At 58.7% G+C, this 16,376-nt stretch carries 19 protein-coding genes; 14 read left to right on the top strand and 5 right to left on the bottom strand.

Annotation, left to right across the window (positions count from 1 at the left end; genetic code table 11):
* Positions 1–222 precede the first annotated feature (222 nt).
* Positions 223–723 (bottom strand): murein L,D-transpeptidase family protein, encoded by a 501-nt coding sequence (locus Q8R10_RS18670; protein ID WP_305655430.1) that lies wholly within the window; start codon positions 721–723, stop codon positions 223–225.
* A gap of 37 nt (positions 724–760) precedes the next feature.
* The gene (locus tag Q8R10_RS18675) at positions 761–1,315 is read right to left on the bottom strand and encodes an NUDIX hydrolase (protein ID WP_305655432.1); all 555 of its coding nucleotides are present in this window, start codon (positions 1,313–1,315) and stop codon (positions 761–763) included.
* A 140-nt stretch (positions 1,316–1,455) separates the two neighbouring features.
* Between Q8R10_RS18675 and Q8R10_RS18680 the strand changes: the two genes are divergently transcribed.
* The 5 genes from Q8R10_RS18680 to Q8R10_RS18700 all read left to right on the top strand — a co-directional run bounded on the left by Q8R10_RS18680 (position 1,456) and on the right by Q8R10_RS18700 (position 4,849).
* Positions 1,456–2,058, top strand: a complete 603-nt coding sequence (locus Q8R10_RS18680; RefSeq protein ID WP_305655434.1) for a CoA pyrophosphatase — start codon at positions 1,456–1,458, stop codon at positions 2,056–2,058.
* A 23-nt stretch (positions 2,059–2,081) separates the two neighbouring features.
* A complete protein-coding gene (locus Q8R10_RS18685; protein ID WP_305655436.1) occupies positions 2,082–2,606 on the top strand; it encodes a gamma carbonic anhydrase family protein in 525 nt (174 codons plus the stop codon).
* 20 nt (positions 2,607–2,626) lie between these two features.
* Entirely contained in the window at positions 2,627–2,836 is a 210-nt protein-coding gene (locus Q8R10_RS18690) for a DUF1289 domain-containing protein (protein WP_305655438.1), read from the top strand.
* Positions 2,837–2,906: 70 nt separating this feature from the next.
* Positions 2,907–4,088, top strand: a complete 1,182-nt coding sequence (gene purT, locus Q8R10_RS18695; protein WP_305655440.1) for a formate-dependent phosphoribosylglycinamide formyltransferase — start codon at positions 2,907–2,909, stop codon at positions 4,086–4,088.
* Positions 4,085–4,849 (top strand): SGNH/GDSL hydrolase family protein, encoded by a 765-nt coding sequence (locus tag Q8R10_RS18700; RefSeq protein ID WP_371133369.1) that lies wholly within the window; start codon positions 4,085–4,087, stop codon positions 4,847–4,849. Before purT ends, Q8R10_RS18700 begins: the two co-directional genes overlap by 4 nt.
* On the opposite strand, the gene Q8R10_RS18705 is transcribed toward Q8R10_RS18700, so the two are convergent.
* Both Q8R10_RS18705 and Q8R10_RS18710 read right to left on the bottom strand, forming a co-directional pair.
* The gene (locus Q8R10_RS18705) at positions 4,815–6,101 is read right to left on the bottom strand and encodes an HlyC/CorC family transporter (protein WP_305655443.1); all 1,287 of its coding nucleotides are present in this window, start codon (positions 6,099–6,101) and stop codon (positions 4,815–4,817) included. The two genes, Q8R10_RS18700 and Q8R10_RS18705, sit on opposite strands and share 35 nt — an antisense overlap.
* A 10-nt stretch (positions 6,102–6,111) precedes the next feature.
* Positions 6,112–6,912, bottom strand: a complete 801-nt coding sequence (locus tag Q8R10_RS18710; protein ID WP_305655444.1) for an inner membrane protein YpjD — start codon at positions 6,910–6,912, stop codon at positions 6,112–6,114.
* A gap of 156 nt (positions 6,913–7,068) precedes the next feature.
* On the opposite strand from Q8R10_RS18710, the gene ffh reads away from it, so the two are divergent.
* The 5 genes from ffh to rplS all read left to right on the top strand — a co-directional run bounded on the left by ffh (position 7,069) and on the right by rplS (position 10,612).
* Positions 7,069–8,445: a signal recognition particle protein gene (ffh, locus tag Q8R10_RS18715; RefSeq protein ID WP_305655446.1), complete on the top strand. Its 1,377-nt coding sequence runs from the start codon at positions 7,069–7,071 to the stop codon at positions 8,443–8,445.
* 192 nt (positions 8,446–8,637) lie between these two features.
* Positions 8,638–8,889 carry a 30S ribosomal protein S16 gene (rpsP, locus tag Q8R10_RS18720; RefSeq protein ID WP_305655447.1) on the top strand — a complete coding sequence of 84 codons (252 nt, stop codon included), beginning with the start codon at positions 8,638–8,640 and terminating at the stop codon, positions 8,887–8,889.
* Between the two features lie 5 nt (positions 8,890–8,894).
* Positions 8,895–9,431 (top strand): ribosome maturation factor RimM, encoded by a 537-nt coding sequence (gene rimM / locus Q8R10_RS18725; protein ID WP_305655448.1) that lies wholly within the window; start codon positions 8,895–8,897, stop codon positions 9,429–9,431.
* A 36-nt stretch (positions 9,432–9,467) separates the two neighbouring features.
* Entirely contained in the window at positions 9,468–10,220 is a 753-nt protein-coding gene (trmD, locus tag Q8R10_RS18730) for a tRNA (guanosine(37)-N1)-methyltransferase TrmD (RefSeq protein WP_305655449.1), read from the top strand.
* A 41-nt stretch (positions 10,221–10,261) separates the two neighbouring features.
* Positions 10,262–10,612 carry a 50S ribosomal protein L19 gene (gene rplS, locus Q8R10_RS18735; protein ID WP_305655450.1) on the top strand — a complete coding sequence of 117 codons (351 nt, stop codon included), beginning with the start codon at positions 10,262–10,264 and terminating at the stop codon, positions 10,610–10,612.
* 155 nt (positions 10,613–10,767) lie between these two features.
* Here the strand turns inward: rplS and Q8R10_RS18740 are convergent, their stop codons facing one another.
* Complete coding sequence (locus tag Q8R10_RS18740; RefSeq protein ID WP_305655451.1) at positions 10,768–11,445, bottom strand: hypothetical protein; 678 nt, start codon at positions 11,443–11,445, stop codon at positions 10,768–10,770.
* A 204-nt stretch (positions 11,446–11,649) separates the two neighbouring features.
* Between Q8R10_RS18740 and xerD the strand changes: the two genes are divergently transcribed.
* From xerD to thrC, 4 genes are all read left to right on the top strand, one after another.
* Complete coding sequence (gene xerD, locus Q8R10_RS18745) at positions 11,650–12,546, top strand: site-specific tyrosine recombinase XerD (RefSeq protein WP_305655452.1); 897 nt, start codon at positions 11,650–11,652, stop codon at positions 12,544–12,546.
* 112 nt (positions 12,547–12,658) lie between these two features.
* Positions 12,659–13,393: a thioredoxin fold domain-containing protein gene (locus Q8R10_RS18750; protein ID WP_305655454.1), complete on the top strand. Its 735-nt coding sequence runs from the start codon at positions 12,659–12,661 to the stop codon at positions 13,391–13,393.
* Positions 13,394–13,548: 155 nt separating this feature from the next.
* Positions 13,549–14,853, top strand: a complete 1,305-nt coding sequence (locus Q8R10_RS18755; protein ID WP_305655455.1) for a homoserine dehydrogenase — start codon at positions 13,549–13,551, stop codon at positions 14,851–14,853.
* Between the two features lie 54 nt (positions 14,854–14,907).
* Positions 14,908–16,332 (top strand): threonine synthase, encoded by a 1,425-nt coding sequence (gene thrC, locus Q8R10_RS18760; RefSeq protein ID WP_305655457.1) that lies wholly within the window; start codon positions 14,908–14,910, stop codon positions 16,330–16,332.
* Positions 16,333–16,376: the final 44 nt, after the last annotated feature.

Genomic DNA, 16,376 nt, shown 5'->3' on the forward strand with positions numbered 1-16,376 from the left:
TGAGGCGGGGGGCCTCTCTACAAACGAGATCGCAATGCGTCTCTAGGGTGGGACGGCCTCCCCGGAACCTTACTGATTATCGTCAACAGCGTGTTTGAGCCTACTGTTTAACGATGACCTCAACATACAAGGGTGGGTTAGCGGCGCCTCGCAGGCTCAAAACCTCACCTCGCAGTCAGTGCGCCGCGTAACCCACCGAGCGGTTTCAGACTCTTTGCTGACTTAGGGCCTGATTTCGATCAGGGTGCCGTCTTTGACGGTATCCCAAAGTTCTTGCATGTCGCTGTTTTTCATCGCGATGCAGCCGTTGGTCCAGTCGAGGGTGGTGAAGTACCACTCGGGGTATTCCTCATCAATCGGCGTGCCGTGGATCATGATCATGCCGCCCGGTGCCAGGCCTTGCTTGAGGGCCAGGGCTTTGTCGCGGCTGTTGGGGTAGGAGACATGCAGGGACAGGTTGTAATTGTTGCTGGTTTTACGCCAGTCGATCCAATACAGGCCTTCAGGGGTGCGCTGGTCGCCTTCACGCAGTTTCGGCCCCTTGGGTTGTTTGCCCAGGGAGATACGGTAGGTTTTTAGGGTTTTGCCGCGGCTGATCAGTTGCAGCTGATGGGCGGACTTGAGCACCAACACCTTGTCGATGTTCTGCGCGTTCAGAGTCGGGCTGCTGGCGTTGGCAAACGTGGCAAAGGACAGGCAAAGTAAGGCTAACAACCAACGCATTGGAGCAGTTTCCTGGGGGTTGACGACGCTGGGCCGCTCAAGTTTTTTGGTAATGCGCACGCAAGGCCGCAAGTGGCTCGTTGCGTACCGGGAACAGTTGCTGTGGCCGGTCAGCGAAGTAGCATTCTAAAGTACGGCTGATCGTCGGGAAAGCCAGCTCTGACCAGGGAATGTCCTGTTCCGAGAAAAGTTGCACCTCCAGGCTTTCTGCCCCGGCGGCAAAATCCAGATCGACTAACTCGGCGCGAAACAGCATATAGACCTGATTGATATGCGGCAGGTCGAACAGGGTATAGAGGCTTAGGCCCTGAACGCGAGCACAGGCTTCCTCGAGGGTTTCGCGGGCGGCGGCTTGTTCCAGGGTTTCGCCGTTTTCCATAAAGCCGGCCGGTAGCGTCCAAAAACCACGGCGCGGCTCAATCGCCCGCCGGCACAGCAGCACTTGCTCGCCCCACACCGGCAGGCAGCCGGCGATAATTCGCGGGTTTTGGTAGTGAATGGTCTGGCACTGCGGGCACACGAAGCGCAGGCGGTTATCGCCGTCGGGAATCTGTTGGGCGACCGGGTTGCCACACTGGCTGCAAAATTTCATCTGGGCTCCATGGTGTTCGGCGGTTAATCGCGGCCAAGCAGAGGGCTGCAGACTTAAGCGCAGACCGTGGGTTTGTGGGCTTGGGCGGCGTGGCGCTTCATGCCATGATGCCAGAGATAAACCAAGATCGAGAACCACTCATGTTGGATGACTTGCTGCGGCGCATGCAGGGCTATAGCCCGCTCGGCTTGCCTATTGACGAGAGCTTGCCGCAAGCGGCGGTGCTGCTGCCGATTACCCGCAGTGCCGAGCCTTGTTTGGTGCTGACCCTGCGCGCCAGCGGCTTGTCGACCCACGGCGGTGAGGTGGCGTTTCCCGGTGGTCGGCGCGATCCGGAGGACAGCGATTTAATCTGCACCGCATTGCGTGAGGCCGAAGAAGAAATCGGCTTGCCGGCCGGCTTGGTCGAGGTGCTGGGGCCGCTCAGCACGCTGGTGTCGCGGCATGGTATTCAGGTCACGCCCTACGTCGGTTTGGTGCCCGATTATGTGGAGTACCAGGCCAATGACGCGGAAATTGCCTCGGTGTTTATGGTGCCCCTGGCGTATTTCCGCAACGATCCGCGGGAGATGACCCATCGCATCGATTATCTGGGCAAGAGCTGGTACGTGCCGAGTTACCAGTACGGTGAATATAAAATCTGGGGGCTGACGGCGATCATGGTGGTCGAGTTGGTCAACCTGCTTTACGACGCCGGAATCGAGCTACATCGACCCTCGGCACCTTTTACCCACCTGAGCTAAACATTCATCTTGAGGGCGAATCTATGAAATACCGTCTGGGCGATTCACGGGTCGAGTCGCATCCCGAGAGCTGGGTGGCGCCGAATGCGGTGTTGGTCGGCAAGGTTAAACTTGAGGCCGGCGCCAGCGTTTGGTTTAACACGGTGCTGCGCGGCGACAACGAGCTGATCCACATCGGCGAGAACAGCAATGTGCAAGACGGCACCGTGATGCACACCGATATGGGTTATCCGCTGTCGATCGGCAAGGGCGTTACCATCGGTCATAACGTCATGCTGCATGGCTGTACGGTCGGTGATTACAGCCTGATCGGCATCAATGCGGTGGTGCTCAACGGTGCCAAAATCGGCAAGAACTGCCTGATTGGTGCCAATGCGCTGATCCCTGAAGGCAAGGTGATTCCTGATGGTAGCCTGGTGATGGGCTCACCCGGCAAGGTGGTGCGCGAGCTGACCGAGCAGCAGATCAAAATGCTCGAGGCCAGCGCTGCCCATTACGTGCACAACGCCCAGCGTTACGCCCGTGACTTGCACCCGCAGGACGATTAAGCGTGCCTGAGTTAGCCATTATGACTGCACGTAAAACTGAAAAGCCGCTGGCCTCGCCGTGCATCAACGTCTGCGCTTTGGATGATGCCGATATCTGCATTGGCTGCCAGCGCAGCGCGGCGGAAATCACCCGCTGGATGCGCATGGATAATGCCGAGCGCCGCCAAGTGCTGGCCCGTTGTGTTGAGCGTGCCTACGCCAACGGTCAATTTCTGAGCCCGCCGGTTTAGGTTTTATTCGCCCTGTAGCGCCGCGCCAACGCCGCCGCTGCACCGCCTGTTTATTTATTGAGGACGCATCATGCCCCGTATTGGCACCCCCCTGTCGGCCAGCGCCACCCGTGTTTTGCTCTGTGGTTCGGGCGAACTGGGTAAAGAGTTGGTGATCGAACTGCAGCGCCTGGGCGTTGAGGTGATCGCGGTTGATCGCTACGCCGATGCGCCGGCCATGCAGGTTGCCCATCGCCATCACGTGATCAATATGCTCGACGGCGCCGCCTTGCGGGCGGTGATTGAGGCCGAGCAGCCGCATTACATAGTCCCGGAAATCGAGGCCATAGCCACCGCCACCCTGGTTGAGCTGGAAGCCGAAGGCTTCAACGTGATTCCCAGTGCGCGGGCGGCGCAGTTGACCATGAACCGTGAGGGCATTCGCCGGCTGGCCGCCGAAGAGCTGGGCCTGCCGACCTCGCCCTATGAGTTTGCCGATACCCTTGAGGTCTATCGGGCGGCGGTGGCGCGCATCGGTTATCCGTGCGTGGTTAAACCGATCATGAGCTCCTCGGGCAAAGGCCAGTCGTTACTGAAAAGCAGCGCCGATCTGCAGGCGGCCTGGGATTACGCCCAGGAAGGCGGACGGGCCGGCAAGGGGCGGGTGATAGTCGAGGGATTTATCGACTTTGACTACGAAATCACCCTGCTCACCGTGCGTCACGCCACGGGCACTACCTTCTGCGCGCCAGTCGGCCATCGGCAAGTCAAGGGCGACTATCACGAATCCTGGCAGCCGCAGGCGATGAGCCCGGCGGCGCTGGCGGAGTCCGAGCGAGTGGCGTTGGCGGTGACTGAAGCGTTGGGCGGCCGTGGCTTGTTTGGCGTGGAGTTGTTCGTTAAAGGCGATCAAGTGTGGTTCAGCGAAGTCTCGCCGCGCCCCCATGACACCGGCTTGGTCACCCTGATTTCTCAAGACTTGTCCGAGTTTGCCCTGCATGCGCGGGCGATTTTGGGTTTGCCAATTCCGCTGGTTCGTCAGTTGGGTGCTGCGGCATCGGCGGTGATTCTGGTCGAGGGTGAGTCGAGTCAGGTCAGCTTCGGCAATTTGGCTGCGGCCTTGAGCGAGCCAGACACGGCGCTGCGTTTATTCGGCAAGCCGCAGGTGTCCGGCCAGCGGCGCATGGGCGTGGCGCTGGCGCGGGATGAGTCGATTGAGTTGGCGCGGGCCAAGGCGGTACGGGCCGCGCAGGCGGTTAGCATCACGCTGTGATGCGCCTGCGGGTTGGCGCCTGGTGGCTGCTGGCGTTGTTATTGCTGCCTGTGCTGGTGCCGCAGGCGCTGCGCACGCGCCGGCGAGCCTTGCGTTTAGCGCCGGCAGCCGGCCCGCAGCAAGGCTTGGCTGGGGCTGAGTTTGCCGGGCCGGCGTTGCGCGTCTTACTGCTGGGTGAGTCGACCGTGGCGGGTGTGGGTGTCGCTTGCCAAACCCAAGGCTTGGCCGCGCGTTTGGCCCACGCCTTGGCCGAGCAGCAGCGCCGCCCCGTGGCCTGGCAGGCGTGCGGCGAAAACGGCATCACCGCCAGTCAGGCCTGCACGCGCTTGTTGCCGCAGGCCTTGGCGGCACAGGCAGATTTGCTCTTGCTGGTGTTTGGGGTGAACGACAGCACCCAACTCAGCTCGCTGCGCAGCTGGCGCCAAGCACTGACATGCATGACCCAGGCGTTGCAGGCGCAAGGGGCGCAGGTGGCGTTTACCGCGGTGCCACCGCTGCAGCACTTTAGCGCGCTGCCCTGGTTGTTGCGGCGGGTGTTGGACTTGCGTGGAGCCTTGCTGGATCGGCAATTACGCGCGGTGGCGCGGCAGTTGGGTGCCAGTTATTGCCCGGTCGCGCTGGAATTTACCGCCGACTACCTGGCGGTGGATGGTTATCACCCCTCGCAGCTGGGCTATCAGGTCTGGGCGAGCGGGCTGGCGCCGCAATTGCTCAGCCAACAGCTGCTCAGTCAGCAGCAGTCGGCGGCGTCAGTGGGTTGAGATTGGCGGGCCAGATGCGCACGGTTTTTACCCGGTTGTCGGCCATCTGTAACACCTCCAGCCGATAGCGGCCGACCTTCAGGCAAACGCTGCTGTCCGGGAGATTTTCCAGGGCTTCGGTGATCAGCCCATTCAGGGTCTTGGGGCCGTCGCAGGGCAACTGCCAGTTGAGCATCTTGTTGAGGTCGCGGATGTTGGCGGTGCCATCGATGATCTGGGTGCCGTCGGCTTGCGGGTGAATATCTGGACTGTCTTGCAGTTCTTGATGCTTAAAGTCGCCGACTATTTCTTCCAGAATATCTTCCAGGGTGACGATGCCCAGCGCTTCGCCGTACTCGTCGACAACTATGCCGATGCGGCGTTTTTCCTTTTGAAAGTTGATCAGCTGAGTCGAGAGTGGCGTGCTTTCCGGGATGAAGTAGGGCTCTTGGCAGGCGCCGAGCAAGGCTTCTTTGGTCAGCTGGTTGTGGGTCAGGAGCCGGGCGATATGGCGCATATGCACCACGCCTTCGATCTGATTGATGTCGCTGCGAAACACCGGCAGGCGTGTGTGGCTGGTGGTGCGCAGCTGGCGGATGATCTCTTCGAAGCTGTCTTCAAGGTCGATGCCGGTGACCTCGTTGCGCGGGATCATGATGTCGTTGACGGTGATGTTGTCCAGCTCAAGGATGCCCAGCAGCATGTTCTGCCGGTTCGGCAGTGTATGTTCAGACTCGCGCACCACGCTGCGCAGCTCTTCGGTACTGAGGCTATCGTTGCGCTTGCTGCTGGGATCGATGCCAAACAGGCGCAACAGGCCGTTGCTGATCCAGCCCAGCAGCAACACCAGCGGATATAACAGCTTGAGCAATAAACTCAGGGGCAGGCTGGCTGGGTAGGCGACGGCCTCTGGGCGCAGGGCAGCCAGGGTCTTGGGAGTGATTTCACCAAAGATCAGTAGCAGTAATGTCAGCCCAACCGTGGCGATGGCGATGCCGGCATCGCCCCACAGTTGAATGGCCAGTACGGTGGCGATGGCCGAAGCGAGGATGTTGACGAAGTTATTGCCAATCAGGATGGTGCCCAGCAGGCGGTCCGGGCGGCTAAGCAGGGCGCTGACGCGCTTGGCGCCGCGGTGTCCTTCTTTGGCTCGGTGGCGCAGGCGGTAGCGGTTCAGGCTGAGGATGCCGGTTTCTGCGCTGGAGAAGAACGCCGAGCAGGCCAGCAGGAAAATTAGCAGGCCGATCAAAAACCCTGGGTGAGCATTGTCCACGGGTAAGTGCCTAGATGTGCAGAATGAATTCGCGTACCAGCTTGCTGCCAAAATAGGCCAGCATCAGCAAGCAGAAACCCGCCAGTGTCCAGCGAATGGCTTTGTGTCCGCGCCAGCCCAGTTGTTGCCGGCCCCACAGCAGCACGGCAAACACCAGCCAGGCGAACACCGAGAGAATGGTTTTGTGCGCCAGATGCTGGGTGAACAGGTCTTCGACAAACAACCAGCCCGACAGCAGGGACAGCGACAGCAAACCCCAGCCGGCCCAGAGAAAGCCAAACAGCAGGCTTTCCATGGTTTGCAGCGGCGGGAAATTTTTAATCAGCCCTGAGGGGTGTTTATTTTTTAGCTGATGGTCTTGCAGTAGCAGCAACAGCGACTGAAACATCGCTATGGTCAGCATGCCGTAAGCCAGAATCGACAACAGGATATGGGCCAGGATGCCGGAGTGCTCGTTTATCGTCTGCACCGTGCCACTGGGGGCAAACTGCGCCATTAGCACCGTCAGAGCGCCGAGCGGAAACAACAGCAGTAACAGGTTTTCTACCGGGATCTGCCGGCAAGCCAGCAGGGTCAGTAATATGACTGCGGCGGCGATCAGGCTGGCGGCATTAAAGAAGTCCAGGCCCAGGCCCATCGGCGTAATCAGCTGTAAATACAGGCTGAAACCGTGGGCGAGCAGGGCGAGTAAACCCAGTAGGCTGAGCAGGCGTTTGTCCGGCACTGCGCGTTGGCCCAAGCGCAGGGCTTGGTAAGCAGTGGTGCCGACATATAAGCCGGCGGCGGCGAGGCTGGGAAGCAGAGGGTGCATAGAACCTGAGCAGGCAATCCTTGAGATTTCGCAGTGTGGCATATAACGCTCTTGCCCTGAAAGACCGTGGCGGTGTCGGCGGCGCAGAGTCTTCGCTATAATCGCCCGCTGGCAGCAAGCTCAGTCTCGGCTCTGGAGACACTGAAAGGAACGCGCATGTTTGAAAATCTAACTGATCGCCTCTCGCAGACGCTGCGCCATGTCACCGGCAAGGCCAAGCTGACCGAAGACAATATTAAAGACACCCTGCGCGAAGTGCGCATGGCCTTGCTCGAAGCTGACGTGGCTCTGCCAGTGGTCAAGGACTTCGTTAATAAGGTCAAAGATCGCGCGGTCGGCACCGAGGTGTCGAAAAGCCTGACGCCGGGTCAGGCCTTCGTGAAGATCGTGCGCGCCGAGCTTGAAGAGTTGATGGGCGCGGCCAACGAAGACCTCGACCTGCACGCTTTGCCGCCCGCCGTGGTGTTGATGGCCGGCCTGCAAGGTGCGGGTAAAACCACCACCGTGGCCAAGCTGGCGCGCTTCCTTAAAGAGCGCAAAAAGAAAAGCGTGCTGATCGTTTCGGCCGACGTTTATCGCCCGGCCGCGATCAAACAGCTGGAAACCCTGGCTGGCGAAGTTGGCGTGACCTTCTTTCCGTCTGATCTTACTCAGCAGCCAGTGGCCATCGCGTTGGCGGCTATTAATGAGGCGCGGCTGAAGTTTATCGATGTAGTCATTGTCGATACCGCCGGCCGCTTGGCCATTGATGCCGAGATGATGGCCGAGATTCAGGCCTTGCATGCGGCGGTTAATCCGGTCGAGACGCTGTTCGTGGTCGACGCCATGACCGGTCAGGATGCCGCCAATACCGCCAAGGCCTTCGCCGATGCGCTGCCGCTGACTGGCGTGGTGTTGACCAAGGTCGATGGCGATGCGCGCGGTGGTGCGGCGCTGTCGGTGCGGGCGATTACCGGCAAACCGATCAAATTTATCGGTATGGGCGAGAAAACTGACGCCCTTGAGCCGTTTCACCCTGATCGGATTGCCTCGCGCATCCTCGGCATGGGTGATGTGCTCAGCCTGATCGAACAGGCCGAAAACACCCTGGATCGCGATAAAGCCGACAAGCTGGCGAAGAAGCTGAAAAAAGGCAAAGGCTTCGATCTCGAAGACTTCCGCGATCAGCTGCAGCAGATGAAAAACATGGGCGGCCTTAGCGGCCTGATGGACAAGCTGCCGAATATGGGCGGCGTCAATCTGGCGCAAATGGGCGGCGCCCAAGGCGTGGCCGAGAAGCAGTTCAAGCAGATGGAAGCCATCATCAACTCGATGACGCCGCTTGAGCGCCGCGACCCTGAGGTGATCAGTGGTTCGCGCAAGCGCCGCATCGCCATGGGCTCCGGCACCCAGGTGCAGGATATTGGCCGGCTGATCAAGCAGCACAAGCAGATGCAGAAGATGATGAAGAAGTTCACCGCCAAGGGCGGTATGGCGAAAATGATGCGCGGCATGGGCGGAATGTTGCCCGGCGGCGGCATGCCAAGAATTTGAGTGCGGGCCTGTAACCTTGCTCTGCGGGGCTTGCAGGCAGATTTAAGTACTTAAGCGGCACCTAAGTAACAGTGTATTGGTACTTATGTGTTGAACTCGCGCCGCACAATCCTTAGAATGTGCGGCCTTTCGGGCCCCGTGCCCAGTGTGCAATTTTAGTTTTGCAGCACCGACTACAGGAACGATGTTGATATGGTAACTATTCGTCTTGCCCGTGGCGGCTCTAAGAAGCGCCCGTTTTATCACCTGACCGTGACCAACAGCCGCAATGCGCGCGATGGTCGTTTTGTTGAGCGTATTGGTTTCTTCAATCCGGTCGCAGCTGGTGGTGAAGTGCGTCTTTCAGTCGACCAAGAGCGCGCTACTTACTGGCTGAGCCAGGGTGCTCAGCCATCTGATCGCGCTGCACAGTTGTTGAAGGAAGCTGCTAAGGCTGTGGCCTGAGCAGCATGACCGCGATCACCAAACCAGCCGATGATTATTTAGTTATCGGCAAGATTTTCTCGGTTCACGGTGTTCGTGGCGAAGTGAAGGTCTACTCCTTCACTGATCCGATTGACAATCTGCTGGACTATTCACACTGGACGCTTAGGCGTGGCAGTGAAGTTCGACAGGTTGAGCTGGCTAGCGGGCGCTTGCAAAACAAAGTGCTCGTGGCAAAGCTGAAGGGGCTCGATGACCGTGAAGAAGCACGTCTTCTCGCGGGATTTGAAATTTGTGTGCTCCGCAGCTTGCTCCCAGACCTGACCGACGGCGAGTACTACTGGTACCAGCTGGAAGGTCTGAAAGTGATAGACCAGCTCGGGCAATTGCTCGGCACTGTGCATCACTTACTGGAAACCGGCGCCAACGATGTAATGGTGGTTAAAGCCTGCACAGGCAGCCTGGATGATCGCGAACGCCTATTGCCCTATACCGAGCAATGCGTGTTGGCAGTTGATCTGGCCGCTGGTGAGATGCGGGTGGAATGGGATGCAGACTTCTAAGGCTGGCTTTCTGAGCGGCAGGGGCTAGTACGAAACATGGCTGGCCTACGCGTTGAAGTTATAACCCTGTTTCCGGAAATGTTTTCCGCCATCAGTGAATACGGCATTACCAGTCGCGCGGTTAAACAGGGGTTGTTGCAACTGACCTGCTGGAATCCGCGAGCCTATACCGAAGATCGCCACCACACAGTGGATGATCGACCTTTTGGTGGCGGTCCGGGCATGGTGATGAAGATCAAGCCCCTGCAGGATGCCTTGGCGGATGCCAAGCAAGCTGTCGGCGGTAAGGTCAAAGTGATTTACCTTTCGCCGCAAGGTCGCCAGCTTAATCAGTCGGCGGTACGCGAGTTGGCGCAAGAGGAGGCTTTAATCCTCATCGCTGGCCGCTACGAAGGGATCGATGAGCGCTTCATTGAGGCGCATGTCGATGAGGAATGGTCGATTGGTGATTACGTCCTTTCCGGCGGTGAGCTGCCGGCGATGGTACTGATCGATGCGGTAACGCGGTTGTTGCCTGGTGCATTAGGCCACGCGAATTCCGCCGAGGAGGACTCGTTTACCGACGGCCTGCTCGACTGTCCACACTACACCCGCCCGGAGGTGTATGCGGACAAACGTGTTCCACAGGTGCTGCTTGGCGGCAACCATGAACACATCCGGCGTTGGCGTTTGCAGCAGTCCCTTGGTCGGACCTACGAACGACGCGCCGATCTTCTGGAAAGCCGCTCGCTTTCTGGAGAAGAGAAAAAGCTGTTGGCGGAATACCTTCGCCAGCGGGACGATAGTTAACGTATCGATGGTCGGCCTTAGGCCAGCCTTAGGAGCACAGCATGACTAACAAAATCATTCAGCAGATCGAAGCTGAGCAGATGGGCAAAGTTCTTCCGCCATTCGCCCCAGGTGACACCATCATCGTTCAGGTGAAAGTGAAGGAAGGCGACCGTCAGCGTCTGCAAGCATTCGAAGGCGTCGTTATTGCCAAGCGTAACCGTGGTCTGAACAGTGCTTTCACTGTTCGTAAGATCTCCAACGGTGTTGGCGTTGAGCGTACTTTCCAGACCTACAGCCCGATCGTAGAAAGCCTGAGCGTTAAGCGTCGCGGTGACGTGCGTAAAGCCAAGCTGTACTACCTTCGTGACCTGTCGGGCAAGGCAGCACGTATCAAAGAAAAGCTGGCTTAAGTCCAGTCGTTCTGAAAAAGCAGCCTGCGGGCTGCTTTTTTTTGCCTGAATTTTGAGTGCTTGCGGTACGGGTGGTGATGAGTGTGGCGAAGTACTGCGGCATACCTGGCTGGAGAAAACGCCCATTGCGGGCACTTTGGATTGCTTGGGTGAGCTCAGTGCAGGCTGATCCGCAGCGAGGCTTGCGAGAGGTCGATGTCTTGCATCACTACGCTGCCAAAGCTTTGTCCGGGGTTGGCGCCGGCGACGCGAATGTTGTCGAAGCGTAATTCGCCAATCGAGCTGGGCAGGCGCACGTTGATCGAGCCGTCGGCATTGATGATTGAGGTCATTTTGCTGGTGTCGTACTGCACGTCATGCATCGAGGTTTCGGCTTCCAGGCTGTTCAGCACCGGCAGTACCAATTTTGCCAGTTGGCCGACGGTGCCGACGCCATCGTCGCTGCCGGCTTTGGCGAAAATACCTTGCAGTACATCGTTCAGGCCTTGGGCGCTGACGCTGCTCATCTCGGCGTCGCTCAGTGCTTGCATGCCGCGCGGCGTCTGCAGTTGGCTAGTCATGCTGGGCGGAGTTTGCCGCTGCATATCGGCGCTGGCCATCTGGAATGGGCTGAGCAGGGCGGCGACCAGGGTGGCAGTCAGGCGCAGGCTGTTTTGCTTTTTCAGCGCTTTGCTCAGTTGCCGTTCGGTCAGCACGCCTTGCTCGATGAAAATTTCACCGAGACGTTTGCTGCTGGTCAGCTGCAGCTTAATGGCGCTATCGAGTTGAGCTGCTGTGACTAAGCCCTTGTCGATTAACAGTTGGCCCAGACGCGATTTTTGATTGTTAGACATTGTTATAAATCCGGCAGACGGTAGTGGCTTATTGCAAGCATGGTTGGCATGGATTGAACTGTCACCCATCTAAAGGTAGGTGGCGCGCTGATTTTTAGTTTTTTTAGCTGCCTATGATGTGTTTTTAATCGCCTTTTTTGTGCTGGTTGAGGCTATGCGCCTATGCAAGACTGGCGCTCATTTTTGTCTATCTGCGTTGCGCCCATGTCTGCTGTTGAGCATCCCCTGATTGAACGTTTTCTCGAAACCCTATGGCTGGAGAAGGGCTTGGCGGCTAATACCCGTGCGGCCTATAGCAGCGATCTGAGTCACTTCAATGGCTGGTTGCTGGAACGTGGCTTGGAGCTGCCCAGTGCCGGGCGCGAGCTGATTCTCGATCATCTGGCATGGCGCTTAAGCGCCGGATACCAAGCCCGTTCGACGGCGCGGTTTCTCTCCGGCTTGCGCGGCTTTTACCGCTTTTTGCTGCGTGAAGGCTTGATTGGCCAAGACCCGACCTTGCAAGTTGAGTTGCCGCAACTTGGCCGACCGCTGCCCAAGTCGCTGTCTGAGGCCGATGTCGAGGCCTTATTGGCGGCGCCGGAAGTGGCCGAGCCGCTGGGCTTGCGTGACAGAGCCATGCTCGAGGTTTTGTATGCCTGCGGACTGCGGGTGACCGAGCTGATCAGCCTGACCCTTGAGCAGGTCAATCTGCGCCAAGGCGTGTTGCGGGTGTTCGGCAAGGGCAGCAAGGAGCGTTTGGTGCCGCTGGGTGAAGAGGCGATGCACTGGATCGAGCGCTACGTGCGTGAGGGTCGTGGTTTTTTGCTGGCCGGCAAACCCAGTGATGTATTGTTTCCAAGTCTGCGCGGCGAGCAGATGACCCGGCAAACCTTCTGGCATCGGATCAAGCACCACGCGAGTGTGGCCGGCATTGCTAAATCTTTGTCACCACACACGCTACGGCATGCCTTTGCCACGCACTTGCTCAATCATGGCGCGGATTTGCGAGTGGTGCAGATGCTGCTTGGGCATAGCGATTTGTCCACCACGCAGATCTACACCCATGTCGCCCGCGCCCGTTTGCAAGAGCTGCATGCCAAGCATCACCCGCGCGGCTGACGGTCTCTTTACGGCGATAGATGGCGCTGTTACACGGTGCAGGCGGTCGGTCTGGGCGGCCTTGTGTGGTAATCTTGGCCGCTTTAATGAGTCTGTGTCGCCGGAGCCCCTTATGCGTCTGTGCAAAATTGTTAGCGTTGTAGCCCTTGGTTTGCTTGGCAATTTTGCCTTGGCCGCAGCGCCTGCTGATCCGGATCAGGCGATCCGTCAGTCGTTAAAATCTATTGATCCCGACATGAAGATTGAAGCCATTGCCGAGAGCCCGCTAACCGGCGTTTTTGAAGTGCATTTGCAAGGTGGTCGCGTGCTCTATTCCAGCGCCGACGGCCAGTACATGCTGCAAGGTTTTCTCTACCAGTTTAAAAATGGCCAGGCGCTGAATCTGACTGAGCAGGTCAAAAGCAAAGCTATAGCCAAAGAGATTAATGCGGTGCCCTTGAGTGAAATGGTGGTGTTTGCCCCTAAAGCACCGAAGACCCATATCACCGTATTTACCGACACAGATTGCGGCTACTGCCAAAAACTGCACCGTGAAGTGCCAGAGCTCAATCGCCTCGGCGTCGAGGTACGGTACATGGCCTTCCCGCGTCAGGGTTTGGCCTCGAATGGCTATAACGGTTTAGTCAGTGTCTGGTGCGCCAAAGATCGTCAGGCGGCTATGACGGCGGTCAAAGCGCGTAAAGAATTGCCACCTGGTACCTGCGAAAACCCAGTAGCCAAGCAATATGAGTTGGGTCAGCTGATTGGCATTGATGGTACGCCGGCGATTGTCTTGGCCAATGGCGAGTTGATACCTGGTTACCGGCCAGCGCCGGAGTTGGCGAAACTGGCTCTCGAGGCCAAGTAACAGGCTACTGCGGCGGATTGATTAATAAGCGTCCGCGCCGGATGACTAATGGCGTCCGCGACGGATTGACTAATAAAGAGCCGCTTCGTAAGGTGCGGCTCTTTTATGCGGATGAGTGTGACTCGCCCGTTTACTGTGATGATGGGGTATAGCGTTTGAAACCGGTCAAAGTAGGCATTTGTGGACTGGGTACCGTCGGTGGCGGCACCTTCAATGTGCTTAAGCGTAATGCCGAGGAGATTGCTCGGCGTGCCGGGCGCGGTATTGAAGTGGCTCAAATTGCCCTGCGCAGTGCCAATCCCAAGTGCGATATTGGCGCGACCCCAACTACCGGCGACGTGTTCGACGTGGTCAATAACCCCGAAATCGACGTCGTGGTTGAGCTGATCGGCGGCAGCACCATCGCCCGCGAATTAGTGCTCAAAGCCATCGAAAACGGCAAGCATGTGGTCACCGCCAACAAGGCGCTGATTGCCGTGCATGGCAACGAGATTTTTGCCAAGGCCCGTGAGAAGGGCGTAATAGTCGCCTTCGAAGCCTCGGTCGCCGGCGGTATTCCGGTGATCAAGGCGGTTCGCGAAGGTTTGGCGGGCAACCGGATCAACTGGGTGGCCGGCATCATCAACGGCACCGGTAACTTCATCCTCACCGAGATGCGCGATAAAGGCCGTGCCTTTGAAGACGTGCTCAAGGAAGCCCAGGCCCTGGGTTACGCCGAAACCGATCCGACCTTCGATGTCGAAGGCATAGATGCCGCGCACAAGCTGACTATTCTGGCCTCGATCGCCTTTGGTATCCCGCTGCAGTTCGACAAGGCCTACACCGAAGGCATCACCAAGCTGACCACGGCCGACGTCAACTACGCCGAAGCCCTGGGTTACCGCATCAAGCACCTGGGCGTGGCGCGGCGCACCGAGGCCGGCATCGAGCTGCGGGTGCACCCGACGTTGATCCCGGCTGATCGGCTGATCGCCAATGTTAATGGCGTGATGAACGCGGTGATGGTCAATGGCGACGCCGCAGGCTCGACCTTGTTCTACGGCGCTGGCGCCGGCATGGAGCCGACGGCGTCTTCGGTGGTGGCGGACTTGGTCGACGTGGTTCGCGCCATGACCTCCGATCCGGAAAACCGCGTGCCGCACCTGGCCTTCCAGCCAGACGCGCTGTCGGACCATCCGATCCTGCCGATCGAAGCTTGCGAGAGCGCTTATTACCTGCGCATCCAGGGCCGCGATCATCCGGGTGTGTTGGCGCAAGTGGCGACCATCCTGTCTGAGCACGGCATCAATATCGAATCGATCATGCAGAAGGAAGTCGAAGAGCACGACGGCCTGGTGCCGATGATTCTGGTCACCCATCGGGTGGTTGAGCTGCGCATGAACAATGCCATCACCGCCCTGGAAGCCTTGAGCGATGTGGTTGGCAATGTGGTGCGCATTCGCGTCGAGCAGCTTAATTAATTGGTCGCCAGCCCCGTGCTGGCGGCTCAGATTTCAGCTTAAAGGTTGATAGATATGCGTTATGTCAGCACCCGTGGCCAAGCGCCGACCCTGAATTTTGAAGATGTGTTGTTGGCCGGTCTGGCCAGCGATGGCGGCCTTTACGTGCCGGAAAACCTGCCGCGTTTCACCCAGGAAGAGATCGCCTCCTGGGCCGGCCTGCCGTACCACGAGCTGGCCTTCAAGGTGATGCGCCCGTTTGTGACCGGCAGCATTCCGGACGCCGACTTCAAGCAGATTCTGCAAGATACCTATTCAGTTGGGGAGCAGGGCGTATTCGCCCACGGCGCCGTGGCACCGCTGCGTCAACTGGGCAGCAATGAGTGGGTGTTGGAACTGTTCCACGGGCCAACCCTGGCGTTCAAAGACTTCGCCCTGCAGTTGCTCGGCCGTTTGCTCGATTACGTGTTGGCCAAGCGCAATGAGCGTGTGGTGATCATGGGTGCCACCTCTGGCGACACCGGCTCGGCGGCCATCGAAGGCTGTAAGGCCTGCGATAACGTCGACATCTTTATCATGCACCCGCACAACCGGGTGTCTGAGGTGCAGCGCCGGCAGATGACCACCATCTTCGGCGACAACATCCACAACATCGCCATCGAAGGCAACTTCGATGACTGCCAGGAGATGGTCAAGGACAGCTTCGCCGACCAGGGCTTTCTCAAGGGCACTCGTTTGGTCGCGGTTAACTCGATCAACTGGGCGCGGATCATGGCCCAGATCGTCTACTACTTTCATGCGGCCCTGCAGCTCGGCGGCCCGGCCCGTTCGATCGCGTTCTCGGTGCCAACCGGCAACTTTGGCGATATTTTCGCCGGTTACTTGGCGCGCAACATGGGCTTGCCGATCAGCCAGCTGATCGTCGCGACCAACCGCAACGACATCCTGCACCGCTTTATGAGTGGCAATCAGTACGCCAAAGACACCCTGCATCCAACGCTGTCGCCATCCATGGACATCATGGTCTCGTCGAACTTCGAGCGCCTGTTGTTTGACCTGCACGGTCGCAATGGCGCGGCGGTGGCCGAACTGATGAGTACCTTCAAGCAGGCCGGTTCATTCAGCGTGGCCGATGATCGCTGGACCGAGGCGCGCAAGTTGTTCGATTCCCTGGCGGTCAACGACGAAGAAACCTGCGCCACCATCGCCCAGGTGTATGTCGAATGTGGCGAGCTGCTCGACCCGCACACCGCCATCGGCGTTAAAGCCGCCCGCGATTGCCGCCGCAGCTTGGCCACGCCCATGGTCATCCTTGGCACCGCCCACCCGGTTAAATTCCCGGAAGCGGTGGAGCAGGCCGGTGTCGGCGCAGCGCCTGCATTGCCGCCGCACTTGGCTGATCTGTTCCAGCGCGATGAGCGCTGCACCGTATTGGCCAACGACCTGAAGACCGTGCAAGCCTTCGTCGCAGCCCACGGCAATCGTGGCAAGCCGTTGTAACTAGCTCGAAACTTGAGCCACAAAAAAGGCCAGCTGCCGTAAGG

Origin of the sequence: Pseudomonas sp., assembly GCF_030698175.1 — a bacterium.
GTDB lineage: Bacteria > Pseudomonadota > Gammaproteobacteria > Pseudomonadales > Pseudomonadaceae > Aquipseudomonas.